At 39.1% G+C, this 26,447-nt stretch carries 22 protein-coding genes and 1 pseudogene; 11 read left to right on the top strand and 12 right to left on the bottom strand.

Annotated elements, in window-relative coordinates:
• Positions 1 to 5: 5 nt before the first annotated feature.
• From rsxA to AACU98_RS01845, 8 genes are all read left to right on the top strand, one after another.
• On the top strand, positions 6 to 587 hold the full coding sequence (gene rsxA, locus AACU98_RS01880; protein WP_004243017.1) for an electron transport complex subunit RsxA: 582 nt from the start codon (positions 6 to 8) through the stop codon (positions 585 to 587).
• Positions 587 to 1,213, top strand: coding sequence for an electron transport complex subunit RsxB (gene rsxB, locus AACU98_RS01875; protein ID WP_004243020.1), 627 nt, complete (start codon positions 587 to 589; stop codon positions 1,211 to 1,213). Before rsxA ends, rsxB begins: the two co-directional genes overlap by 1 nt.
• The gene (rsxC, locus tag AACU98_RS01870; RefSeq protein WP_161735413.1) at positions 1,206 to 3,593 is read left to right on the top strand and encodes an electron transport complex subunit RsxC; all 2,388 of its coding nucleotides are present in this window, start codon (positions 1,206 to 1,208) and stop codon (positions 3,591 to 3,593) included. The genes rsxB and rsxC overlap by 8 nt, the downstream gene beginning before the upstream one ends.
• A 5-nt stretch (positions 3,594 to 3,598) precedes the next feature.
• The gene (gene rsxD, locus AACU98_RS01865) at positions 3,599 to 4,675 is read left to right on the top strand and encodes an electron transport complex subunit RsxD (protein ID WP_004243022.1); all 1,077 of its coding nucleotides are present in this window, start codon (positions 3,599 to 3,601) and stop codon (positions 4,673 to 4,675) included.
• A gap of 11 nt (positions 4,676 to 4,686) precedes the next feature.
• Positions 4,687 to 5,313, top strand: a complete 627-nt coding sequence (gene rsxG / locus AACU98_RS01860; RefSeq protein WP_004251120.1) for an electron transport complex subunit RsxG — start codon at positions 4,687 to 4,689, stop codon at positions 5,311 to 5,313.
• Between the two features lies 1 nt (position 5,314).
• A complete protein-coding gene (locus AACU98_RS01855; RefSeq protein ID WP_004243024.1) occupies positions 5,315 to 6,019 on the top strand; it encodes an electron transport complex subunit E in 705 nt (234 codons plus the stop codon).
• A gap of 12 nt (positions 6,020 to 6,031) precedes the next feature.
• Complete coding sequence (gene nth, locus AACU98_RS01850; protein ID WP_004243025.1) at positions 6,032 to 6,670, top strand: endonuclease III; 639 nt, start codon at positions 6,032 to 6,034, stop codon at positions 6,668 to 6,670.
• 112 nt (positions 6,671 to 6,782) lie between these two features.
• On the top strand, positions 6,783 to 8,726 hold the full coding sequence (locus tag AACU98_RS01845) for an exoribonuclease II (RefSeq protein WP_049211619.1): 1,944 nt from the start codon (positions 6,783 to 6,785) through the stop codon (positions 8,724 to 8,726).
• Positions 8,727 to 8,944: 218 nt separating this feature from the next.
• Here AACU98_RS01845 and yciH read toward each other — a convergent pair whose 3' ends face one another.
• The 5 genes from yciH to pgpB form a co-directional block, all read right to left on the bottom strand.
• Positions 8,945 to 9,268, bottom strand: coding sequence for a stress response translation initiation inhibitor YciH (yciH, locus tag AACU98_RS01840; RefSeq protein ID WP_004248106.1), 324 nt, complete (start codon positions 9,266 to 9,268; stop codon positions 8,945 to 8,947).
• Entirely contained in the window at positions 9,261 to 10,007 is a 747-nt protein-coding gene (gene pyrF, locus AACU98_RS01835; protein ID WP_012367956.1) for an orotidine-5'-phosphate decarboxylase, read from the bottom strand. Before pyrF ends, yciH begins: the two co-directional genes overlap by 8 nt.
• Positions 10,008 to 10,050: 43 nt before the next feature.
• Positions 10,051 to 11,220 (bottom strand): lipopolysaccharide assembly protein LapB, encoded by a 1,170-nt coding sequence (gene lapB, locus AACU98_RS01830; protein ID WP_004243030.1) that lies wholly within the window; start codon positions 11,218 to 11,220, stop codon positions 10,051 to 10,053.
• Positions 11,221 to 11,232: 12 nt separating this feature from the next.
• The gene (locus AACU98_RS01825; protein ID WP_004243031.1) at positions 11,233 to 11,550 is read right to left on the bottom strand and encodes a LapA family protein; all 318 of its coding nucleotides are present in this window, start codon (positions 11,548 to 11,550) and stop codon (positions 11,233 to 11,235) included.
• A gap of 158 nt (positions 11,551 to 11,708) precedes the next feature.
• Positions 11,709 to 12,428, bottom strand: a complete 720-nt coding sequence (pgpB, locus tag AACU98_RS01820; RefSeq protein ID WP_004248109.1) for a phosphatidylglycerophosphatase B — start codon at positions 12,426 to 12,428, stop codon at positions 11,709 to 11,711.
• A 278-nt stretch (positions 12,429 to 12,706) separates the two neighbouring features.
• Between pgpB and ribA the strand changes: the two genes are divergently transcribed.
• A complete protein-coding gene (ribA, locus tag AACU98_RS01815; protein ID WP_004243033.1) occupies positions 12,707 to 13,306 on the top strand; it encodes a GTP cyclohydrolase II in 600 nt (199 codons plus the stop codon).
• Positions 13,307 to 13,533: 227 nt separating this feature from the next.
• Positions 13,534 to 14,349, top strand: a complete 816-nt coding sequence (locus AACU98_RS01810; protein ID WP_004243034.1) for a MetQ/NlpA family lipoprotein — start codon at positions 13,534 to 13,536, stop codon at positions 14,347 to 14,349.
• Between the two features lie 54 nt (positions 14,350 to 14,403).
• On the opposite strand, the gene AACU98_RS01805 is transcribed toward AACU98_RS01810, so the two are convergent.
• Both AACU98_RS01805 and acnA read right to left on the bottom strand, forming a co-directional pair.
• Positions 14,404 to 15,864 carry a transferase gene (locus tag AACU98_RS01805; protein ID WP_004251102.1) on the bottom strand — a complete coding sequence of 487 codons (1,461 nt, stop codon included), beginning with the start codon at positions 15,862 to 15,864 and terminating at the stop codon, positions 14,404 to 14,406.
• A 206-nt stretch (positions 15,865 to 16,070) separates the two neighbouring features.
• Positions 16,071 to 18,743: an aconitate hydratase AcnA gene (gene acnA, locus AACU98_RS01800; protein WP_161735410.1), complete on the bottom strand. Its 2,673-nt coding sequence runs from the start codon at positions 18,741 to 18,743 to the stop codon at positions 16,071 to 16,073.
• 221 nt (positions 18,744 to 18,964) lie between these two features.
• On the opposite strand from acnA, the gene AACU98_RS01795 reads away from it, so the two are divergent.
• The gene (locus tag AACU98_RS01795) at positions 18,965 to 19,798 is read left to right on the top strand and encodes a hypothetical protein (RefSeq protein ID WP_004248113.1); all 834 of its coding nucleotides are present in this window, start codon (positions 18,965 to 18,967) and stop codon (positions 19,796 to 19,798) included.
• 59 nt (positions 19,799 to 19,857) lie between these two features.
• Here the strand turns inward: AACU98_RS01795 and cysB are convergent, their stop codons facing one another.
• The 5 genes and pseudogenes from cysB to topA all read right to left on the bottom strand — a co-directional run bounded on the left by cysB (position 19,858) and on the right by topA (position 26,327).
• Positions 19,858 to 20,832 carry an HTH-type transcriptional regulator CysB gene (gene cysB / locus AACU98_RS01790; RefSeq protein WP_004243041.1) on the bottom strand — a complete coding sequence of 325 codons (975 nt, stop codon included), beginning with the start codon at positions 20,830 to 20,832 and terminating at the stop codon, positions 19,858 to 19,860.
• A 441-nt stretch (positions 20,833 to 21,273) separates the two neighbouring features.
• Complete coding sequence (locus tag AACU98_RS01785; RefSeq protein WP_161735408.1) at positions 21,274 to 22,026, bottom strand: hypothetical protein; 753 nt, start codon at positions 22,024 to 22,026, stop codon at positions 21,274 to 21,276.
• Between the two features lie 52 nt (positions 22,027 to 22,078).
• A pseudogene (locus AACU98_RS18385) lies at positions 22,079 to 22,153 on the bottom strand (hypothetical protein); the annotation flags it as partial.
• 878 nt (positions 22,154 to 23,031) lie between these two features.
• A complete protein-coding gene (sodC, locus tag AACU98_RS01775) occupies positions 23,032 to 23,556 on the bottom strand; it encodes a superoxide dismutase family protein (RefSeq protein WP_004243045.1) in 525 nt (174 codons plus the stop codon).
• 173 nt (positions 23,557 to 23,729) lie between these two features.
• The gene (gene topA, locus AACU98_RS01770) at positions 23,730 to 26,327 is read right to left on the bottom strand and encodes a type I DNA topoisomerase (protein ID WP_004243046.1); all 2,598 of its coding nucleotides are present in this window, start codon (positions 26,325 to 26,327) and stop codon (positions 23,730 to 23,732) included.
• Positions 26,328 to 26,447 lie beyond the last annotated feature (120 nt).

Genomic DNA, 26,447 nt, shown 5'->3' with positions numbered 1-26,447 from the left:
TAGCAATGACTGATTACTTGCTTTTATTCGTTGGTACCGTCTTGGTGAATAACTTTGTACTCGTCAAATTCCTCGGTTTATGCCCATTTATGGGTGTATCAAAAAAATTAGAAACCGCGATAGGAATGGGGTTTGCGACAACGTTTGTCATGACGATTGCCTCTATTAGCTCTTGGCTAATGGATACCTTTATTTTAGTTCCCTTAGACTTACTCTATTTACGTACACTCAGCTTTATTTTAGTGATTGCTGTTGTGGTGCAATTTACAGAAATGGTCGTAAGAAAGACGAGTCCAACGTTATATCGTCTATTGGGGATTTTCTTACCTTTAATTACCACCAACTGTGCCGTATTAGGGGTCGCATTACTGAATATCAATCAATCACATACCTTTATGCAATCAGCAGTATATGGTTTTGGTGCTGCGGTAGGATTCTCCTTAGTTATGGTGTTATTTGCAGCCATTAGAGAAAGACTGGCTGTCGCCAATATTCCTGCTCCTTTCAAAGGCTCTTCTATTGGCTTAATTACTGCGGGTTTAATGTCTCTTGCCTTTATGGGTTTTAGTGGTTTGGTGAAACTGTAATGAATTCTTTATGGATAGCAATTGGTGTACTGGGTGTACTAGGGCTTCTATTCGGCCTGATTTTAGGTTATTCCGCTCGTCGCTTTAAAGTAGAAGAAGATCCTATTGTGGAAAAAATTGATGCCATATTACCACAGAGTCAGTGTGGTCAGTGTGGTCATCCTGGTTGCCGCCCTTATGCAGAAGCGGTAGCTAATAATGGAGAAATGATTAACCGTTGTGCACCGGGTGGTGAACAGGTTATGTTAAAAATTGCCGAACTGATGGGGGTTGATCCACAACCACTTGACGGTGATGAAGAAGCATTAAATCCGGTGAGAAAAGTGGCTTTAATTGATGAAGACAACTGCATCGGGTGCACAAAATGTATTCAAGCATGCCCAGTGGATGCCATCGTCGGCGCTACTCGTGCAATGCACACCATAATAGAAGATCTCTGCACAGGGTGTGATTTATGTGTTCCACCTTGTCCAACAGACTGTATTACTTTAGTTCCTGTGAAAATGACGACCTCTAATTGGAAATGGGATTTAAATACTATCCCTGTAAGAAATATTCCTGCAGAGCCAGAAGAAACACCCGAAGATGAACCGTCATTAAAGACGGAGGATAACGCTCATGTTTAATCTCTTTTCGTTATTTAAAAAAGATAAAATTTGGGATTTTAAAGGCGGCATTCATCCTCCCGAAATGAAATTACAATCAAGTCGCACGCCTATGCGTATAGCCCAGTTACCGGATGAGGTTACCATCCCTATTCATCAACACTTAGGTACTCCTGGGCAACTTTGCGTTAAAGTGGGTGATCATGTTTTAAAAGGCCAAGCCTTAACTCGTGGTGTAGGAAGAACATTACCTGTTCATGCTTCTATATCAGGTACGGTCACGGCAATAGAGCCATTTCCAAGCACTCACCCTTCTGGTCTACCTGAAATTGCAGTGAAAATTGTCTCTGATGGTAAAGACGAATGGCGAGAAAAATCACCACTAGTTGACTATCAATCACAAAGTAAAGAGGTATTGCTTACCCGTATTCATGAAGCAGGCATTGCTGGATTAGGGGGAGCGGGTTTTCCAACAGCCACAAAATTAAAAGGTGGTGGTGATTTAGTTAAAACGCTCATCATAAATGCCGCTGAATGTGAGCCTTATATCACAGCTGATGACAGACTTATGCAAGAGCACGCAGATGAAGTTATTGCGGGTTGTCAGATATTAATGCATATACTGTCACCGGATGAAGTGCTGATTGGTATTGAAGATAACAAACCTGAAGCTATTGCCGCCTTAAAACAAGCATTAGCAGCACTCACAAATGAAAAACGTATTTTTATTCGGGTGATCCCTACCAAATATCCATCTGGAGGCGCTAAACAGTTAACCAAAATATTAACGGGCAAAGAAGTTCCTTCTGGCGGTCGCTCCTCTGATATTGGCGTATTAATGCAAAATGTGGGGACGGTAGTGGCAATTAAACGTGCCATTATCGATGATGAACCTTTAATTGAACGTGTCGTCACCGTAACTGGACAAGGGGCTAAAACCCCAGGTAACTTTTGGGCACGTTTAGGTACTCCTATTTATGCACTTATAAAACAAGCAGGCTTTGTTGCTGGCTCTGAGCAGATGGTCATTATGGGGGGGCCTTTAATGGGCTTCACCTTACCTGACTTAAATGCCCCCGTTATAAAAATTACTAACTGCTTATTAATTCCCTCTCCAGAAGAGATGGATACAGATAATATTGAAGAAGCCTGTATCCGTTGTGGTCAATGTGTTGACGCCTGCCCTAGTGGTTTACTACCACAACAACTTTACTGGTTTAGTAAAGGGAAAGAGCATGAGAAAGCGCAACAACATAATTTATTTGACTGCATTGAGTGCGGGGCTTGTGCTTTTGTCTGCCCTAGTAATATTCCATTAGTGCAATATTACCGCCAAGAAAAAGCAGAAATACGAGAAATTGATGCGGAAGCTAAGCGAGCGGCTGAAGCTAAGGCTCGCTTTGAAGCGAAAAAAATCCGTATGGAACGAGAAAAGCTTGAACGTGAGGCAAGACATCAACGTGCTGCAGTTAAGCTTGATGATCACCAACAAAATGAAGTGCAATCTGCACTTTCTCGTGTAAAAGAAAAACATAGCATTGGCAAAATTATTGCTGTTAAAGCAGGAGAACAACCTGACAACGCAGCGGCTATTGCTGCACGCAAAAAACGTAAAGAAGAAGCCCGAGCAAAACAAGCTGCTAAATTGGCACAACAGGTACCACAAAATACCCATACCACCGCCGATGCAGAAAGTGATCCGCGCAAAGCCGCTGTAGCGGCAGCATTAGCTCGTGTAAAAGCTAAGAAAGCTCAACAAGCGCAAGCAACTGCAAAAGTAGACACTCCTGCTGAAACTCCGGCAGAGGTGGAAACCGATCCGCGCAAAGCTGCTGTAGCCGCAGCATTGGCTCGGGTAAAAGCTAAGAAGGCTCAACAAGCACAGGCAACTGCAAAAGTAGACACACCGGCTGAAACTCCGGCAGAGGTGGAAACCGATCCACGTAAAGCAGCTGTGGCTGCTGCTATTGCTCGGGTAAAAGCTAAAAAATCTCAACAAGCACAGGCAACTGCAAAAGTAGACATACCTGCTGAAACTCAGGCTGAGGTGGAAACCGATCCGCGCAAAGCCGCTGTGGCTGCTGCTATTGCTCGGGTCAAAGCTAAAAAAGCTCAACAAGCGCAAGCAACTGCAGAAATAGACACACTGGCTGAAACTCCAGCAGAGGTGGAAACCGATCCGCGCAAAGCTGCTGTGGCCGCTGCTATTGCTCGGGTAAAAGCTAAAAAAGCTCAACAAGCGCAAGCAACTGCAGAAATAGACACACCTGCTGAAACTCCGGCTGATGCTGAGGTGGAAACCGATCCACGTAAAGCTGCTGTGGCTGCTGCTATTGCTCGGGTAAAAGCTAAAAAAGAAGCACAGCAACGCCATGCTAAAGAAGAAGTGACATTGGATTAATACAAATGAAATTTAGACCAATACAAAATAACAATAGCAAATTGAAAATCGCCAGCTCTCCATTTACTCATAATCAACAATCCACCAGTCAAGTGATGTTGTGGGTAATATTGGCCGCTATTCCAGGTATTCTATGCCAACTCTACTTCTTTGGTTTAGGGACGCTATATCAAATTATCTTGGCAATCATTGTCGCGCTATTGGCGGAGACTATTTGTGTCAAACTCAGAAAAGAAGATCCACTTCTATACCTAAAAGATAATTCCGCCTTACTAACAGGTATCTTACTAGCAATTAGTATTCCTCCTTTAGCGCCTTGGTGGATAATTGTTTTAGGGACATTTTTTGCGGTTGTTATTGCCAAACATATTTATGGTGGATTAGGTCAAAACCCATTTAATCCCGCGATGGTCGGTTATGTGGTGCTATTGATCTCCTTTCCTGTACAAATGACATCATGGATGCCCCCCATTGAATTACAAGCAGTGTCTTATAACTTTATAGATAGCTTAAGTATTTTCTTTACCGGACATACACCCTCAGGACTCACCCTTGAAGATTTAAGACGCTCTGTAGATGGCATTACCCAAGCCACACCACTTGATAGTTTTAAAACTGGATTATTAACCCACTCTATTGATGAAGTATTAGCAACGCCAATCTTACAAGGTGGATTTGCGGGAATGGGTTGGCAATGGGTGAATGTTGCCTATCTGGTTGGGGGCGTTATCTTGTTATATAAACGAATTATTAGCTGGCAAATTCCTGTTGCCATGTTAACGCTACTTGGTGTTTGTTCACTGATCAGTTGGGGGATCGATGCTACTCGTTACTCTCAGCCACTATTACAGCTTTTCTCAGGTGCGACGATGTTAGGGGCTTTCTTTATTGCCACCGATCCTGTTAGCGCCTCCACCACACCAAAAGGGCGATTAATCTATGGTGCAATCATTGGCCTATTAGTGTGGATTATTCGTGTCTATGGTGGTTATCCTGATGCCGTGGCCTTCTCAGTCCTATTAGCTAATATTGCTGTACCGCTTATTGATAGTTATACCCGTCCTCGGGTTTATGGACATTAATGGAGATAATGATGATCGAGATACTAAAACGTCATGGGTTAACATTAGCTATCTTTGCGGCCTGTACCACAGGGTTAACGGCTGTCGTCTATCACTTGACGGCGAATACTATCGCAGAGCAAGCGGCTTTAGAAAAACAGAAATTATTAGACCAAGTGATCCCAACCTCTCTCTACAATAACCATCTCGCGCAAGATTGTTATATTTTGACAGATAAAGCATTAGGTAATGAAAAACCACATAAACTTTATGTTGCTCGTTTTAATGGTAAACCTGTCGCCGCCGCATTAGAATCAACGGCACCTGACGGTTATTCAGGGGCGATTGAATTATTAGTTGGTGCTGATTTTAGTGGCAAAGTACTCGGTGTTCGCGTGACAACACATAATGAAACACCGGGGCTAGGTGATAAAATAGAAACGCGTATTTCAGATTGGATTTACTCATTAAGTAACAAGTTTATTACCAGTGATCATGACTCACATTGGGCGGTAAAAAAAGATGGTGGTGATTTTGACCAATTCACCGGAGCAACTATCACACCAAGAGCCGTCGTTAATGCATCAAAACGCACTGCATGGTTAATACAATCTTTACCTGAAAAATTAGATACCCTTTCAGCTTGTGAGGCGAATTAAAATGAGTATGATCAAAGAACTGTTTTCACAAGGATTATGGAAGAATAACTCTGCTTTAGTTCAATTATTAGGGCTGTGCCCATTACTGGCAGTGTCTTCTACCGCGACCAATGCTCTAGGCTTAGGTCTAGCCACAACATTAGTATTAGTTTGTACCAATGTAGCAGTGTCTAGTTTACGTCGTTGGGTTCCCTCTGAAATTCGTATTCCAATTTATGTTATGATTATCGCATCCGTTGTTAGTGCGGTACAATTGCTTATCAATGCCTATGCTTATGGTTTATACCAATCGTTAGGAATATTTATTCCTCTTATTGTCACTAACTGTATTGTGATTGGTCGTGCAGAGGCGTTTGCAGCTAAAAATGAAGTTTTCCCTTCAGCAATTGATGGCTTTGCTATGGGATTAGGTGCAACAGCGGCACTCTTTGTTTTAGGGGCAATGCGTGAAATATTAGGTAATGGCACTTTATTTGATGGTGCTGATTTATTATTAGGTGAATGGGCGCAAGTATTAAGGGTTGAGATAGTACATTTAGACTCACCTTTCTTACTGGCTATTTTACCACCCGGTGCCTTTATTGGTTTAGGTTTTATGCTGGCCATAAAATACCTGATTGATGAAAAACAGAAAAAACGCGTTCCATCCACGACCAAAACCTATGAAAAAGAACAAGGTTGTGGCAGTCATATTGTTAAAAACTAATTTGTGAGCATAATGAATCAAGCTAAACGTATAGAAATTTTAACTAGGTTGCGGGATAACAATCCGCATCCTACTACTGAGTTAAGATTTAACTCCCCGTTTGAATTATTGATCTCCGTGTTACTCTCTGCACAAGCCACCGATGTTAGTGTTAATAAGGCAACAGCAAAACTTTATCCTGTTGCCAATACACCTCAAGCAATGCTGGAATTAGGTGTTGAGGGGATCAAATCCTATATTAAGACCATTGGCCTATTTAATACAAAAGCTGAGAATGTGATTAAAACCTGCCAAATATTGGTAGATAAACATCATGGCCAAGTTCCTGAAAATAGAGAAGCTTTAGAGGCATTACCCGGTGTCGGTCGTAAAACAGCGAATGTCGTACTTAACACCGCTTTTGGTTGGCCGACCATTGCTGTTGATACACATATCTTTCGCGTGTGTAATCGCACTAAATTTGCACCGGGAAAAAATGTTAATGAAGTGGAACAAAAACTGCTAAAAGTGGTACCGGCAGAATTTAAAGTCGATTGCCACCATTGGCTTATCCTGCATGGTCGTTATACCTGTATTGCCAGAAAACCACGGTGTGGCTCTTGTATTATTGAAGATCTCTGTGAGTATACCGAAAAAACAGATCCACAATAACATTGTGCAAATTTCTCTGTTTTTCTGATGCATATTACTTGCGTCATTACACACAATCGAATAAAACTATTGCCCACTTTTATTATTAAAATTGCCGACTTTCCGGAAAAATATGTTTCAAGACAATCCGCTGCTTGCTCAGCTAAAACAGCAACTCCATGCCCAAACACCGCGCGTGGAAGGCCTTGTAAAAGGGACAGATAAAGGCTTTGGCTTCCTTGAAGTTGATGGTCAGAAAAGCTATTTTATCCCTCCTCCTCAAATGAAAAAAGTGATGCACGGTGATCGCATTATTGCTGCCGTACATACTAATAATGATAAAGAGTCCGCTGAGCCTGAAGAGCTGGTAGAACCCTTTTTGACTCGCTTTGTCGGCCGTGTTCAGAAAAAAGAAGGTGATAATCGTCTATGGATTATTCCTGATCACCCTCTACTCAAAGATGCCATTCCTTGTCGTCCTGTAAAAAGCTTAACGCATCCATTTGCCGATCAAGATTGGGCAGTGGCGGAAATGCGCCGACATCCTCTTAAAGGTGATAAACATTTCCAAGCTGAATTAACTGATTTTATTACCGATAAAGATGACCATTTTGCACCTTGGTGGGTGACATTAATGCGTCATCAATTAGAGCGAAATGCACCTGAAGTAGACAGTGAAACATTAACCTTACATGATGATCTACCACGTGAAGATTTAACCGCGCTCTCCTTTGTGACCATCGATAGTGCTTCAACCGAAGATATGGACGATGCGTTATATATTCGTAAAGAAGAAAATGGCCAACTTTCACTGTATATCGCTATTGCCGATCCAACGGCTTATATTCAGCCTAATAGTGAATTAGATACCATTGCAGCACAACGAGCGCTAACAAACTATCTACCGGGCTTTAATATCCCGATGTTACCTCGTGAGCTATCAGATAATCTCTGCTCATTGCGCCCTAATGAAAAACGCCCTGCGTTAGTCTGCCAAGTGGGTATCATGGAGGATGGTGCATTAACCGATGAGATCCACTTCTACTCAGCATGGGTAGAATCAAAAGCAAAACTGGTTTATGACAATATTTCTGATTGGCTAGAAGGTGAAGAAACACAGTGGGCACCTGAAAATGAGATTGTTCATGAACAAGTCATGCTATTAAAAGAGATGAGCGAGAAACGTCATGTATGGCGTGAACAACATGCTCTCGTCTTTAAAGAGCGTCCTGACTATCGCTTTATTCTTGATGACAGTGGCAACGTATTAGATATCGTGGCGGAAAAACGTCGTACTGCCAACCGTATCGTGGAAGAAGCGATGATCACCGCCAATATTTGTGCGGCAAAGGTACTTAGTCGCAATCTCGGTTTTGGTATTTATAACGTTCATACTGGTTTTGATCCGCTCTATATTGATCAAGTCTCACAAACCTTAAAAGAGCACGGTATTGAAACTAACGCAGATGAGTTATTAACCCTTGAAGGTTTCTGTCGCTTACGTCGTGAACTGGATAATCAGCCAAACCAATTCCTTGATAGCCGTATTCGTCGTTTCCAAAACTTCGCTGAAATAAAAACAGAGCCAGGCCCTCACTTTGGTTTAGGCCTTGAAGCTTATGCGACATGGACATCACCGATCCGTAAATACAGTGATATTTTAAATCACCGCTTATTAAAAGCGATTATCAGCAAAAGTGCGGCAGAAAAACCGCAAGATGAAGATTGTGTTCGTATTGCCGAACGTCGTCGTGCTAACCGTATGGCCGAGCGCGATGTCGGTGATTGGTTATATGCGCGCTTCTTAAAACCTTTTGCTGGCACTGAGAGTACCTTTAATGCCGAAATTATTGATATTACTCGTGGTGGTATTCGGGTACGTTTAGTTGAAAATGGGGCTATTGCCTTTATTCCTGCACCATTTTTACATGCAGTACGTGACGAAATTCAATGCAGTCAAGAAACTGGCTCTGTCATTATTAAAGGTGAAACAGCCTATAAGCTTAATGACATTATTCCGGTACGTATTGAAGATGTGAAACTAGAAACGCGTAATATTGTTGCTCGTCCGATTTAACAGCTATTTAGCGTAATAGATATTATCAAGCTGATAACCTACTCAGGTTATCAGCTTTTTTATTTTATTTTGCGACTCTACAGATATATAAAGTGACACCGTCACCACTAAAACTAGTTTGCTAATAATAAAAATGCGCCGACCTTCAACAAGATAAGCGCACTATATGTAGAATACTAGGCTTCAATCAATGATTGGGGTTGTGATAAAAAACGACCTCAGCCTCCGGCCAATTTCACTTTCATCCCTTTCGCTTCTAATAAAGATTTAATTAAATCCCGTTTATCACCTTGGATTTCAATTAATCCCTCTTTAACACTGCCACCACAACCACATTTCTTTTTTAATTCAGCCGCTAATTTAGCCAGAGCTGCATCATCCAAATCAATACCGGAGATAACACAAACACCCTTACCTTTACGGCCACTGGTTTGACGTTGGATACGCACAATACCATCACCGGCGGGGCGTGTAGGTTTCTGCTCTTCTTCTTTAATCCGACCAATATCAGTAGAATAAACCAGCCGAGAATTATTATCCATGTTGCACAACACCTTGTATAGAACGATTAATTTGCTGTAAAGTTTCCAGTGGATTTTCACTGCGTGTAATAGGTCTGCCGATCACCATATAATCCACCCCAGCCACTATCGCTTGCTCTGGCGTCATAACTCGACGCTGATCACCCACTTCGCTCCCCGCGGGTCGAATTCCGGGAGTGACCAATAAAAAGTCATCACCACACACTTGTTTAAAACGAGTGGCTTCATGGGCCGAACATACCACACCATCAAGACCACAGGCTTTAGCCAGTAATGCTAAGCGTTCGGCTTGTTCTGCTGGAGTTAGGTTAATGCCCAATTCAGTGAGATCGGATTGATCCATACTGGTCAACACAGTGACAGCGGTTAATAGCGGTGCCTCTTTGCCAAATGATCTTAAGCTCTCCTTTGCCGCACGCATCATACGACTACCACCACTCGCATGCACATTTACCATCCATACCCCTAAATCGGCAGCCGCGGCAACTGCTCTCGCCACCGTATTGGGTATATCATGAAATTTTAAATCTAAGAAAATATCAAACCCTTGCTGTTGCAATTGCGTTACAAATTGCGGTCCAAAGCGAGTAAACATCTCTTTACCAATTTTAAGGCGACAAGATGAAGGGTCGATAAGTTGTGCAAAATCGAGTGCACTTTTTTGGTCTTCATAGTCTAGTGCCACAATAACGGGCGCGCAGGTAGAGCTGGGCGATTTTTTATCACAATCAAATGACATTTTAAGGCCTTTATTTATCAAGAGACTATTAAAAGTGACATCGTCACTGACCATCTAAGCCACGTATCGGCTTAACGGTATCCCAAGAGCGACAGGATGGACAATGCCAATATAATGCATGGGAGGTAAAACCACATTTATGGCAACGGTAATCAGGTTTTGTGCGGATCTGCTCACCGACCATATAACGTAATAAGATCAGGCTCTCTTTTGCGCGTCCTTCTTCTGCTTCAGCTAAATGATAGCGCATTAAACGATAGAAAAGTCGCATGGTAGGATGACGTTCTAGTTGGCGATTAATATATAACTGTGCAGCTTCAATGCCCTCTTTCTCTTCAATAATATCGGCAAGATAAAGCTCTGCAATAGCACCACAATTACTCTCGACACATTGACGTAGATAGGCTTCCCAACGTGCGGGATCACCTTGAGATTGGAAGCATTCAAAAAGCATTGGCAAGGTCTCACTGACCATCTCTTTATCTTGCTCAATCACTTTCATTAATACATCAATGGCTTTATTTTTTTCATCGCGCGCGATATAGATACGACCATACATAATGGAAACACGGGCACAAAGTGGATCCATTTGCCCGGCTTTTTGTAGAAAACTTAGCGCATTATCAAGATTATCACTGCTCATTTCTTGCAATGCGAGTTCACAATAGAAATGAGCAATTTGCTCTTTAAGTTCATGTTGACCCAGTTTTACCAATTTCTCTGCGGTTTCTATCGCCTTACCCCAGTCACTGGTAAGTTGATAAATGGCTAGGAGGGATTGTAATGCACTTTGACGAAAATCCTGCTCATCAATCAGCTGTAAAAACATATGTTCAGCGCGATCATAAACCCCTGCTGCGACATAATCACGGCCAAGTTGCTGAATAGCGAGAAGACGTTGTTCAAAAGAGAGTGCCGCGCTCTCCATTAACGATTGGTGAATACGAATCGCACGTTCAACTTCACCACGAGAGCGAAATAGATTACCTAAAGTAAGATGTGCTTCAAAGGCTGAGCTATCCTCTTTAAGCATTTCAAGGAACAGATCAACCGCTTTGTCTTGTTGATCAGAAAGTAAAAAGTTAACCCCTGCCACATATTCACGTGACAGGCGATCGGCATTTTGCTGTTTATCCTGTTGCGCACCACGACGCCCCATATACCAGCCATAAGCCGCAGCGACCGGTAATAACAGAAACAGCAACTCAAGCATCTATTCTCGTCCTTATTTTACAGTAGAAACGGCTGTAGAACGATTTTCTTGGCTTTCTTGTTTGGTTTGCTCACTTTCAAGGCGCTTAATTTTACGCTTTGCTCTTACTAATGATAAACGTACTCGCAAGTAAAAAACGCCACTGACGATCCAGCCCAGTACAAAACCAACACCAAACAGCGTGGCTAATAAAGTAGAGATACGATATTCACCTTGAGCAATAAGATAATTGAAGGTGATCACCTGATCATTATTTGAACCTAACGTCATGGCTATTACGACAATAGCTAGCACCAGAACAACCAAAATAAAAAGTAGAACTTTCTTCACATTATTTCCTTTTTATTCTCTTTTCTTTGGATAAGGGATAAAGGTAGCATTTTCACCACTCACAAAGAAAGTCATTTCTTAGAATCATCTGATTTTCGTATATTTTTTCACATAAATAGTGAAAAATAAATTCGCTATCTCAAAAAGAAAAACGATTATCAAGGTTTTAACAACAATCGTCGTTCAATCATCCAAAATGCACACCACACCAACACAGCACTAATCAGAATACCGACAATCACATCAGATGCCCAGTGCATACCTAATATTATTCGTCCGACAGTCACATCAATACCCCATAATATCCCTAAGCTGGCTAAAAAATAATGACGTCGTAACATACACAGCACAAACACAAATAAAGCCAGTGTTGCAGAGAATAAGCTGTGTCCAGAAGGAAAGGCATAACCGGTTTCTGCTCGCCAATGGCTTAATTGCCATTGAGGGATCAGCGACGAATGAGATAATCCATTATGCAACAGTTGCTCACGCTCAGGACGAGACACTTGGTAAAAATGTTCTGGTGATATTGATAGTTGGTTACTGACCCAAACCACATAAGGTCGTGGCTCTTTAACGCTATTTTTTACAACCACTTTGATCAACTGCCCCAACATCAAAGTCGCGACCATAATAATTGCCAACTGAATAAATGCTTTTTTAGGTAGTTTAAGAATAAAAAAGAGCAAAACAAGGCAAAGTAATATAGTTAAAGCTCCCCAAGGTTTAGCCGCACTATTGGCTATCCATAAAGTGCTTTCGCCTCCCAGAGGATGTGCTGATGGTTGCCATTGCCATCCCAGAATAAGCACCACAATAGGTACAATCAAAAGCAATCCACTTCCTAAAAGCATCAATACTGATATTTGCTTATTCAATCTATTTGTCCTTATCTATTCTGTATGCACTGTTTTTATTTACTGATGATTAACTGATATAAATGATTAGTATAAACAATACCAGTTTAGCAATAAATAATTATGCAAGTAGGCTCAAAATCTGATAATTTGTTTAGGTGTGATTTATTAAGTGTGTGTGATCAAATTCCCTGCCGATTTAGACAAGGAACCATTTCAGTGTTTTATTTCTCTTTGTCCTCGTTATAAAGTGTATAATCTTGAACGAGAGTATCACCTGAAATTATGAGTCAAAAATAATGAAATTAAGACGTATCGCAGAAGCAAAACTCCCTACTCCTTTTGGTGAGTTTTTAATGGTGGGTTTTGAAGAAATTGCCACAGGAAAAGATCATGTTGCCCTCGTTTTTGGTGACATTTCTGGCACAAAACCCGTTTTATCCCGTATTCATTCTGAATGTTTAACTGGCGATGCACTATTTAGCCTGCGTTGTGATTGTGGTTTTCAGCTAGAAGCTGCCCTTTCACAAATTAGCAAAGAAGGCCGTGGTGTATTACTTTATCATCGCCAAGAAGGTCGCAATATTGGTTTACTTAATAAAATCCGCGCTTATGCATTACAAGACCAAGGATTAGATACTGTCGAAGCTAATCTAAAGTTAGGATTTAAAGCCGATGAGCGCGACTTTACCCTTTGCGCTGATATGTATAATCTATTAGGCATACATGAAGTACGATTATTAACCAATAATCCAAAGAAAATCGAAATAATGAAAGAAGCTGGGATCAACGTGGTAGAGCGTGTTCCATTAATCGTAGGACGTAATCCAAGTAATGCTCATTATCTTGATACTAAAGCGGATAAAATGGGACATATGTTATTTAAAAAAGCGCAATAACATAAATATCGGATAGATTATCAGCGTTATTATTCAATCCGGGTGATTTAGCCCGGATTTTATTTTCCTGCACTTACCCCATCAAGCTACTGACTATTTTCAAGATGATTTTTTATCCTTTAATTATTAAATTATATCATGTGAAATTTTATCATATGGCAAGCTGTTGACTCTTTAACTGGCTTTAAGCTATTTATAACTAAATAATTTTTAATAGGAATAGCATAATGCCATTACATTTTTCTGGTAGGATTTTTGCGTCTCTTTTATTAGCTGGGACACTATTAACAGGTTGCGATAACAATGATAACAACCGTTATGCAATTAAAGTGGGGGTGATTAATGGTGCAGAGCAAGATGTGGCAGAAGTCGCTAAAAAAGTGGCTAAAGAAAAATATGGTTTAGAGGTTGAGCTGGTGGGTTTTAGTGGCTCATTGTTACCTAACGATCCCACTGCAAACAAAGAATTAGATGCCAATGTGTTCCAACATCGCCCTTTCCTTGAGCAAGATAATCGTTCTCGTGGTTATAACCTCGTCGCGGTAGGCAATACCTTTGTTTTTCCTATGGCAGGTTATTCAACCAAAATTAAACATCCTCAAGAATTAAAACCCGGTGATACAATAGCACTGCCCAATGATCCAACCAACTTGGGGCGCGCATTATTATTGCTACAAAAAGAGAAACTGATCACCTTAAACCCTGACAGTGGCCTATTACCCACAACACTCGATATTATTGATAATCCACTTAAATTAAATATTATGCAATTAGAAGGTGCGCAACTACCACGAGTATTAAACGATCCCCAAGTAACAGTTGCGATAATTAGCACAACTTATATCCAACAAATTAATTTATCACCAACCAAAGACAGTATTTTTATTGAAGATAAAAGTTCACCTTATACTAATATTATTGTTACAAGAGAAGATAATAAAGAAGCAGAGAATGTACGCGATTTTATTAAAGCCTACCAGTCACCCGAAGTGGCAACAGCCGCTGAGACTATTTTTAAAGGTGGTGCTATTCAAGGGTGGTAAACACGACTTATAATTTATCAGGTCACTTATAATAAGTGACCTATTTATTAATAGTTATGACCCAAAATAAAACTTTAATTTATTATTTTCATCTGCTTTAATTGATACTTGAAGATCATTACCATATTGATCATATATAATACAATTCATTTCTTCATCTTTCCTACTGGATGTAAACGCTTTTCCATATTCTATACTATAGCTCCAGAAACATACCCCATCCTCATCATTTGCTGATGTGACCGGAATTAAAGTATCTGGTTTAAAATGGAATTCCTTAGTGTAATAATGAGGCTTTAATGGAATTTTTTTAATATATTTATCAGTCGATGTGCTAATAATCTGATAATGACCTTTTTGAAAATAATGAAAAGATTTATTTTCTTCATACTCTACACTCTTAGTTATCGTTCTATTATTACCGTTAAACCTTAGATAATATTTCGTCAAGACATCACCTGATGTTTCTACATCTTTTTCTATTCTAGGATTTACCAGCGGTTCTATGTCTACATCTGCTTCTGTAAATATTTTTTTTGGTGCAACGTCCAGAATGATAAAATTTAAATAATCACTGTAATTATTTTTAAAGGCTGTAGTATACTCTTTTCCTTTAATGTGAGTCTGTGCACAAATTCTAAAGGTATCTATCACTTTATTAACAGAAAGATAAATAACACAAGTAGATGCATCAGGGGAGTTCAATGTTGCTTCTTCACTGCTTGGAAATACAAATCCATTTTCTTTATCAGATAAAGAAATATCATTGCGGTCAATAGGAAGATTTTTTTCATTTACAATATGTGTATTTCTATAAATATCTTCTTTGGCTATTTTTATGATACGACCATTTTTATCTAAAGCCTCTATATAAATAGTAATAGGTACCTGATGTCTACCATTAACATATGCAGTCGCTGTACTGTTATATCTATTAATATAAATATAAAATGCTCTTAGTTCATCAATATCATCCCAAGAGCCAAATTGGCTCTTAATAACCTCACCTTTCGATACAATTGTATTTCCCTCAACAGTCGCATAACCAGTCACCCAACCATTTTTTTCAACTATTGCATCACCACGAACAATAGCATATTCTGATACTTTAGCATTATCTTTAATAACAGCATTATCATATATTACAGCATCGTCAGATATTCTCGCATTATCTTTAATAACTGCATTATCATATATTACAACATCATCAGATATTGTCACATTATCTTCCACTAGCACATTACCATAAATCTCTGCATTGTCTTTTACTTTACTATTTCCCTTAACTATTGCATTACCGTAGATCTTCACATTATTTCTTATAATTGCATTATCTGTGACTTTAGCATTACCAAATACCATTACATTATCAAAAATAAAACAATTATCATCTCTACTTAAATTACTTTCATTTTCTATCCATCCTCCTGGACTATCTGTATACACTCTTCTAATTCTATATAAAGTAACACCATTATATTCTTTTGTTTCACTCGTTATTTTATATTTCTTCATAAACACCTCCATAATAACACCCTGTTAATATTGTTATATTAACTTGATACTCATTAAAAATACGTTTAGCATTTAATGGTTAGTTTATAGTATTAGATGAAATCATTTGTCGATATTATGAAATATAAAAATATTCTATTATAAAAAAGAAAGCGAAGAATTAATTCATCATTCTTCGCCAACTAATTAATACTTACTAAATTATTTTACAACATATTACGAATAACATAATGCAAGATCCCGCCATGTTCAAAATAAGCCAGCTCAGTTTGCGTATCAATACGACAACGAGCCATAATAGTTTCTTGGCGACCATCTGCAAAAGTAATATTGACAGCGACATCTTGACCCGGTGTTAGCGAATTAAGCCCCGTTATCTCAATTTTTTCATCACCTTTGAGCCCTAAAGTCTGGCGTGATACACCGTTAGGAAATTCTAAAGGTAATACTCCCATACCAATCAAATTAGAACGGTGAATACGTTCAAACGATCCGGCTATCACCACTCGCACACCTAATAATCGTGTACCTTTGGCGGCCCAGTCACGGCTAGAGCCTGATCCATATTCATTACCGGCAATAATGGCTAAAGGCGTATTTTCTTGCTGATAACGCATCGCCGCATCATAAATGGCTAACGTTTCTCCCGTTGGAATATGTTTTGTAAAGCCCCCTTCGATCCCCGGCACCATTTCATTACGAATACGGATATTTGCAAAAGTTCCTCGCATCATAACTTCGTGATTACCACGTCTTGAACCGTAAGAGTTAAAGTCTTTTGGTTCAACACCATGCTCTCGAAGATAACGCCCTGCAGGACTATCAGCTTTAATATTCCCTGCAGGTGAAATATGATCGGTGGTCACCGAGTCACCTAATATGGCTAAAATACTGGCTTGGTGAATATCTTTAATCGCCTCAGGTGTTTTTGTCATACCTTCAAAAAAAGGAGGATGGCGAATATAGGTAGAATCAGGTTGCCAAGCATACACCGGGGTATCTTGTATTTTTAGTGATTGCCAAGTTTCATCACCATCAAATACCGCAGAATACTCTTTATGGAACATCTGCGTTTTTACTTTTTCCACCGCATCGGCAATGGCTTTACTATCAGGCCAAATATCTTTTAAATAGACCGGATTGCCCTGCTTATCTTCACCTAATGGCTCTTTGGTCAAATCAATATTCATATTACCAAATAGCGCATAAGCCACGACTAAAGGAGGAGAAGCAAGCCAGTTGGTTTTCACTAAAGGATGGATACGACCTTCAAAGTTACGATTACCCGATAATACAGCGGCTATAGTTAAATCATTATCTTTAATCGCCTCTTCAATCGGGGCTAATAAAGGCCCTGAATTACCAATACATGTGGTACAACCATAACCAACCAAATTAAAACCAAGTTTATCTAAATAAGGTGTTAATCCTGCCAGTGCTAAGTAGTCTGTCACCACTTTAGAGCCGGGGGCTAATGACGATTTGACCCATGGCTTACGCTGTAGGCCTTTTTCTACCGCATTTTTAGCCAGTAGACCTGCGGCCATTAAGACATTAGGGTTAGAGGTATTGGTACATGAGGTGATCGCTGCAATCACTACCGCACCATCCGTTAAGGTAAAAGGAGGCTGATTATCAATAGTGACCTGAGGATATTGAGCGAGAGGTTTTTTATTTGTTTCAAGCTCTACAGCAGCTTTAAATGCTTTTGGTACATTCAGCAAGTTAACTCTATCTTGTGGTCGTTTAGGGCCAGCAAGACTTGCTTCCACAGTGCCCATATCTAACGATAAGGTTGAGGTGAAAATAGGTTCATCACCGGCATGACGCCATAAGCCTTGCTCTTTACTATAGGCTTCAACTAATGCAATTTCTTGCTCTTCACGCCCGGTAAGACGTAAATAATCTAGTGTAATTTCGTCAATAGGAAAGAAGCCACAGGTTGCACCATATTCAGGTGACATATTGGCAATCGTCGCTCGGTCAGCAAGAGGCAAAGAAGCTAGTCCATCACCATAAAACTCAACAAATTTCCCTACCACACCATGTTGACGTAACATTTGCGTTACGGTTAATACTAGGTCAGTCGCTGTGATCCCCTCACGTAGTTTACCCGTTAACTTAAAACCTACCACATCAGGGATCAGCATTGAGATCGGTTGGCCTAACATCGCAGCTTCCGCCTCAATGCCACCAACGCCCCAACCCAACACGCCCAGACCATTGATCATAGTAGTATGTGAATCGGTTCCAACCAAAGTATCAGGGTAAGCAATATGTCGGCCATTTTGTTGTTCAGACCATATCGCTTTACCTAAATATTCTAAGTTAACCTGATGGCAAATGCCCGTTCCAGGAGGTACTACACGAAAACGTTCAAACGACTGTTGCCCCCAACGTAAAAAGAGATAACGCTCATAGTTACGCTGCATTTCAATTTCAACGTTTTTCTCAAAAGCATCATCACTGGCATATTTATCAACCATCACCGAATGGTCGATAACCAAGTCAACAGGAGAAAGTGGATTAACTTTTTCTACATTTCCCCCCAAAGATTTTACGGCTTCACGCATAGCGGCTAAATCAACAACGGCAGGTACACCCGTAAAATCTTGCATTAATACTCTTGCTGGGCGATAGGCTATTTCACGGGAGGCGTGGGCATTTTTTTGCCAATCTACCAATGCCTTAATATCATCTTCAACAACCGTATCATCATCAAGATAGCGGACTAAATTTTCTAGCAGAACCTTTAACGATTTAGGGAGACGAGTGATATCCCCTAATTGACGAGCAACTTCAGAAAGACGGTAATACTCATATTGATGAGTACCTACAGAGAGCGTAGAAAGACTCTCCTTTTTCAGACGTAACGACATAGCTCCTCTCCTTCTTATTTTTATGCTGACAGCAATCACAAACTATCAAAATAGGTAAGGTTATCTATTAACCATATCATAGAAAGAGAAATTTCGCTTACGGACCACACGATTTGTTAATATGATGTTATTGAGATTATATTACTAACAAAACTTAATCTCTTTCTTTTAACTTAATTAGGATTTAATGGGGGTATTATTGCAAATAAAGGATAATGTATATGAACAATCAACAAGCCGAACAACTAAAAAAGATTATGATGGCTGATAGTTATTTTGCACAACCTATTACGCCCCCTTTTCCACAGCCTTTAGCAATAAAATCATTACAACAGACACTTAATATCAAAGATACAGAAGGACTTGTTCAATTTATTATCGCTTCACCTAAACGTTTTAACGAATCAGAAAAAATGATCATGACACAACTGAAAGATATACAAATTGCCTTAATCTCTATTATGTCGAATCATCTTTCAGTATTGAAAAAAGAAGATAGTGAAGCTTATTATCAACCAGAGCATTGGCTAGAAACCCTTAATCATTTGCCTTTGCTTAGCCGTAATAAAGTTGAAAGCAAACGACTTGATAAGCAAACATTTGATTTTTCAATTGCTCAAGCCTTTGTGCAACTGTTATTAGGTGCAGCCATTAATGCAGCGTCACCGTCATTAGCCGAGTTTATCGATTTTTTACGCAATCAGGGACAACAAATTGAACTAGGAATACGCCAATCCTTTGATAGCTATAAAACGATAACTATTGCAGGTGTGACGGAAATCCTTAATCATAATAATCAGCTTATTTTTGTACCTAAATTAAAAATAATGAGTCTACGTTTCTCACATCGAACAGCCAAAATGTTATTAGCCAGTTGTTCGGGGCGAAAATTTACGATTTCAGTAGAATACACAACAATCACCTCAATTTTTGATATTGGTGCACTTAATGATCCACTGATTAATCGACAATTTTATGCTTTTTTAAATAAGTTTCGTCAGTTGAGTATTACTCAATCTGATTCATTTTTTAGTGGGGACTTTTTATTGCAATAGCATTAATGTTATAAGTTACATAATGATAAAAGGCGGGATAATATACCCGCCTTTGCGTATTAAACTAAAGGTAACTCGATATCTTTAAATAACTCTTCAATTTCTTCATTGGTGCGTAAAGCTGTCGCTTGTTCCACCAAATTACGTGTTAGATGTGGGGCAAAACGCCACATAAAGTCATACATATAACCACGTAAAAAACCACTACGTCGAAATGCAATTTTTGTGGTGCTATAACTAAATTTATCACGCATATCAATAGCGACTAAATCGCTATCAAGCATCGGATCAAATGCCATACTCGCAATCACACCAATACCTAAGTGTAGCCTGACATAAGTTTTTATTACATCCGCATCCGTTGCAGTAAAAACAATTTTAGGCTTTAAACCCACTTTACCAAAGGCTTCGTCAAGATCAGAACGCCCAGTAAAACCATGGGTATAAGTAACGATATCGTAAGTTGCAAGCTCTTGTAAGGTAACTTCACGCTTTTGCGCCAATGGGTGATCTTTAGTTACCACCACAATACGATTCCAACGATAACAAGGTAACATCACTAAATCGTTATACAGATGTAGTGATTCTGTCGCTATAGCAAAATCACTTTTACCACGGCAAACATCTTCTGCAATTTGTGTCGGTGAACCCTGATTCATATGTAATGACACTTCGGGATAACGTTCTATAAAACCTTTAATCACAGGGGGTAAAACATAACGCGCTTGTGTATGAGTGGTGGCAATAGAAAGCGAACCGCGATCAGGATAAGTGTGTTCCCCTGCAGCCGAGCGGATAGCTTCTGTTTTGGATAATATCTCACGAGATAATCTGACAATTTCTTCCCCCGCTGGCGTCACATGTGTTAAGTGCTTACCACTGCGAGAGAATATTTGTATACCCAACTCATCTTCTAGCATACGAATTTGTTTACTGATCCCCGGCTGAGAGGTATATAAACGCTCTGCTGTCGTTGAGACGTTTAAATCGTTATTCACCACTTCAACGATATAACGCAACTGTTGTAATTTCATAGAAGCACGATCCCTTTACAAAAGACTTATTATTCTGTTATTCCGCTCATATTCATATAACTAAAAAGAATAATAAATAAGCAATATATAACCACTATATCACTTATTTCATTTCGGTCTAACGTAATTAATAAGGTTATTTAGGTTTTATTATATCGAATAGTTATAAGCTATAAAAATCGGTAGAAATCTTGCTGTCTCTGGATGGTCTTGATTGTATTGTGATAATAACAATTTACTGATTCGATTTACTGTTAAAACCACTGTACTATTACCTAGTAAGCGTTGGAAAGTACAGTAAACGGTCAGGAGCAACGGAGTCATATTTAACGTAATGTACATACATAGAAGATGATCACCATCGAAGGTTAGCTCATATCAAATAAATCTATAAGATTGCATAGTTAAATTAATAGTTGAATTAGAATAGTAACCTATTGATTAATCAATATATCTAACAAAAGAAGTAAACACTTTTTCATCACTATTCTCGATTATTTCATTGAAATTAATTATTCTGCTATAACTAGATCCGTCCAATATTTTAATATTGCCGTTAGGGAAAATAGCTTTGTTATCATTTGAGATGATAGTCGTGGTTAATTTAGGTTCAACTTTATAATTAAAATAAATTTCTCCATCTGATTTATTGGATAATTTTTGTTCATCCTCCATTATTGATGATGAGTAATAGATGGACTGTTCATCCTTTTCTTCCACTATAACAGGGGCTAATGTAGCAAATAATTTTATTTTTGGATGTTCACTATTAGTCAATGAAAAAACCATATTTCTTCTAACAAGCACTTCATATTTAGTAGATAATGGTGCTATCTCTATTTCTACCAGCTTCCAATTACACCATCCCCCTCCATCAATAGGCACGATATAGGTTGCGGTTTTATTATCCTCTGCTATTTTACGCTCTGCTTCCACTTCTTGCGTTAAAGAGGAATAAGTGACTTCGGTATAATCAGCACTAAAATGAGAACGTTCACACTTATTTGACGTATAAGTACCAATAACTTCCACTGCTGTTTCAGGTGAAATAGTTGAATAAACCGTGATTTTTTTGCCATCATTATTCATATTGACGGGAAATTTATTATCAAGATATATATTGATAAGCCCACTACAACCACCTAACAATAGATAAGGGATAAGAACAAATAATTTAATCATTGTCATTAGCATATTTGAACCTTTTCATCGCCGTTATGCCTTCTGGCATCAATAATGTGGGTAATATATTACTGACAGGATCTGCCGTGATGTTACCTTGTGTTTTCCCTTCAATGGAAATATAGCAAGGTGTTGGCATAACAATATCCTTTTATCAAAAATAACAAATTAAACTAAACGATTACACTAAAAACACTTCGTCCGTTATATCCGCTACCTTAGCCAGTGCGTACAATAAGACTTGAATAAAGGATAATAAAAGCTTATTAATAAACTGTAAACAGCTCCCATATTTAGTATCTCTCTAGCATAAGTCACTTTGCGTAAAATAATTGAAATATCACTATATCATGCTACATAAATAATCATAAAAAGTGTTTGCCAATATAAAATATGACTAATAAACAAACAAATCACTCATAACCCAGTAAATACTGTGTACAGTAAAATATATTTTATTTCGAATATGGGAAATTTAAAAAATAGTTAATAACGCATTGATTTTAAACAATTAAAAATTAATCACACTCAATTGAGTTACCTTGCCACTTTAAATAGCTCAATTTTATCAATATATTTAGCTACTAAGCTTGGTTTAATTAAAATATAATTCTAAATAAGCCGTTTATTTTATTTAGCCTATATAATATGTCTGTTTTTTAATCTTCTTTTGGGCTTTTTATATTCATTTTATGAATAATGATAAAATTCGGATTGCATAAATAAGGAGAAACGAAATAAATAAAGATTCATATTATGTTAGATATATTATTTTTTATAAATAATTAATCAAATAAGTAATAGTAGAAAATGACGGGGAAAATAGAAAAAGAAAAAATGATATGGTTAACACCAAAAAAATACATAAGAAAAACCGCTTAAAGCAGTCGTTTTTTAATCAATATTAAATGTGATTTCATCACATTGCGATGGGATAAAACTATGCACTATTTTAGTGAGTATAACCATTAACCCAAAAGCCATCATCAGATAGCTTTTGGATTATAAATAAATGAATTATTTAATCACACCACATGCCATTCTAGCACCACCACCGCCAAGCGCTTCTGGGTTATCTGAGTAGTTATCTCCCCCAACGTGAACCATTAAGGCTTTATCTTTAATTTGATCAAGCTTAGTCAGTCTAGGAGCAAGAACGGCATAATCAGCGTCACCTTTACTATTGGCAACCAAACCAGGTAGATCACCTAAATGCCCTTCTTTGTTATAAGGCCCTAAGTGAACACCTTTATTTTCAGGATCAAGATGACCACCCGCTTTTAATGCTGGAACAGGTTTTCCATCTTTCATATCTGGCTCACAAGAGCCATTAGCATGGATATGAAAACCATGAACACCCGGTGTTAACCCAGTAAGTTTTGGCGTAAATAACAGCCCATAATCGGTTTCGGTAATAGTGACAACACCAATATCATCACCCGCCCCTGTAGGTAAGGCTTCTTTTAACGTAACATCTAAGCTCGCCGCACTGGCAACCGATGTAAAGAGTAGTCCAGAGAGTAACAAAGGTATCAGTTTCATAGTATCTTCCTCTTATTATTTATGCTCAGCATAAAGTCGTCGATATCAACAAATAGAGACTCACCATTAATACTGTTTCAATGTACGTTAATTAGCATATCGTCTTAATGCAAAAAAAGCGACTTATGTCAGTAAGTCGCTTTTTTATCTTAAAATATCAATAACTATCGATATTATTTACTTTTTTCAACCCATTTGCCATCAATATAAAAGGCTGACCAACCTGTTGCTTTCCCCTCTTTTTCAGAAGAGACATATTGCTGTTTAGTTTTACGACTAAAACGTACTATGGTTGGATTCCCTTCAGGATCGGTCACCGGTGCTTGTGCTAAGTAGCGCATTTTTTCCGATAATCTATCTTTAAAACGTACTAACTCAGCGACTTTCGGTGCACGGGTTTCCCTTGATTTAGGGAACGTATTGGCCGCAAGGAAAATACCCGCCGCGCCATCACGTAACACAAAGTAAGCATCCGATTTTTCACAAGGCAACTCAGGTAGTGGAACCGGATCTTCTTTTGGTGGTGCAATTTCACCACTCTTTAAGATCTTACGTGTATTTTTACACTCTTCATTGGTGCAACCCATGTACTTGCCAAAACGCCCCATTTTTAGATGCATTTCAGCGCCACATTTATCACACTCAATCACTGGGCCTTCATAACCTTTTAAGCGGAATTCACCTTCTTCAACTTCATAACCATCACATGCAGGATTATTACCACAAACATGTAATTTACGATGAGTATCAATAAGATAACTGTCCATTGCCGTACCGCATTTCGGACAACGACGACGGGCACGTAATGCATTAGTTTCCGCATCATCTCCTTCCAAGATATTAAGTAATTCATCTTCAGGAATAAGATTTATCGTTTGTTTACAACGCTCTTTTGGTGGTAAAGCATAGCCCGAGCACCCTAAGAATACCCCTGTCGTCGCTGTTCTAATTCCCATATGACGAGAACAAGTAGGACATTCAATAGAAGTAATAACCATAGGGTTAGGTCGCATTCCTCCTTCTTCTGGATCTTTTTCAGCGACTTCTAGTTGCTGACTAAAATCTGTGAAGAATGCATCTAATACCGCTTTCCAGTTTTCTTGGTTGTTGGCAACATGGTCGAGATGATCTTCCATTTGAGCCGTGAAATCGTAGTTCATCAAATCACTAAAGTTTTCTTCTAAGCGATCGGTAACAATCTCACCCATTTTTTCTGCATAGAAACGGCGATTTTCAACTTTGACATAACCTCTATCTTGAATGGTAGAGATAATTGAAGCATAAGTTGAAGGTCGACCAATACCTCGTTTTTCTAGCTCTTTAACTAATGTAGCTTCACTAAAACGCGCTGGTGGCTTAGTAAAGTGTTGCGTTGGCGATAACTCAGCTAACGCTAATTGCGCCCCTACATCAACCGCTGGTAATGTTTTATCTTCATCTTTACTGCGCATTGCTGGCATGACTTTTGTCCAACCCGCAAAACGTAATGTGCGACCTTTAGCGCGTAGTTTATAATCCCCTGATACAACCGTAAGTGTGGTTGAGTCATATTTTGCCGGTGTCATTTGACAGGCGACAAATTGATCCCAAATCAGTTGATATAAACGCTTCGCGTCGCTATCCATATCTTTTAAAGATTCAGCCGTCACATTGATATCAGAAGGACGAATAGCTTCGTGCGCTTCTTGTGAGTTCTCTTTACTTGAATAAACATTCGGCTCTTTAGGCAGATATTTTGCACCAAATTTATCGTGAATATAATCACGTGCCATTTGGATTGCATCCTGACTCAGGTTGGTAGAGTCAGTACGCATATAGGTGATATAACCTGCTTCATAAAGACGTTGAGCCAACATCATGGTCTTTTTCACCCCAAAGCTTAAGCGAGTACTTGCCGCTTGTTGCAATGTAGAGGTGATCAAAGGGGCACTTGGTTTACTGGATGTTGGTCTATCTTCACGGTTTTTAACGATGAAAGTGGCATTCTGTAACGCCTTAACCGCCACCTGAGTTTCCTCAGAGGAGACTGGTTTAAAGGCGTTATCTTGATAGTGCGTCACTTCCATACGCAAGGGTTGTTCATCGGGTGTCAGCAGTGAAGCGTGTAATTGCCAATACTCTTCTGGCACAAATGCTTTAATTTCACGTTCACGCTCGACGAGTAGGCGTACCGCAACTGACTGTACACGCCCCGCAGATAAACCACGCGCCACTTTTTTCCATAACAGCGGAGAAACCATATAGCCAACCACACGATCCATAAAACGACGTGCTTGTTGCGCATTAACACGGTCAATATTCAGCTCACCCGGTGTTTGGAATGCTTGTGTAATGGCATTTTTCGTAATTTCATTAAATACGACACGACTAAATCTATCATCTTCACCGCCGATCACTTCGCGTAAATGCCACGCGATAGCTTCTCCTTCGCGGTCAAGGTCCGTTGCGAGATAGATATGATCTGCTTTTTCAGCCAATGCTTTTAGTTCAGCGACTACCTTCTCTTTACCCGGCAGAATTTGGTAGTTTGCATGCCAACCATTATAAGGATCGACACCCATACGGCTGACTAAGGCTGATTTCTCATCCTTTTTAACCTTTTTCACGCCTTTCGTGGCGGATGAGTTTTCGCTCTTCTGGCTGCCAGAACCACTTTTTGGCAAATCACGAATGTGACCCACGCTAGATTTTACTACGTAGTCATTGCCAAGATATTTATTGATTGTTTTGGCTTTAGCCGGGGACTCCACGATAACAAGAGCTTTACCCATAATTACCTTTACCTAATTAAACTTTGTCATGACGGTATTGTTTAATACCCTCAGCTCAGAAAACTTTTGAAATCTCTTTTTATATTGCGTTAGTTTTGCAATATATCAACCTGTTTTTAT

This window comes from Proteus sp. G4380 (assembly GCF_963885725.1).
Lineage (GTDB): Bacteria > Pseudomonadota > Gammaproteobacteria > Enterobacterales > Enterobacteriaceae > Proteus > Proteus mirabilis.
The sequence above is the reverse complement of the archived record's forward strand: the minus strand, read 5'-3'. Positions and strand labels throughout refer to the sequence as shown.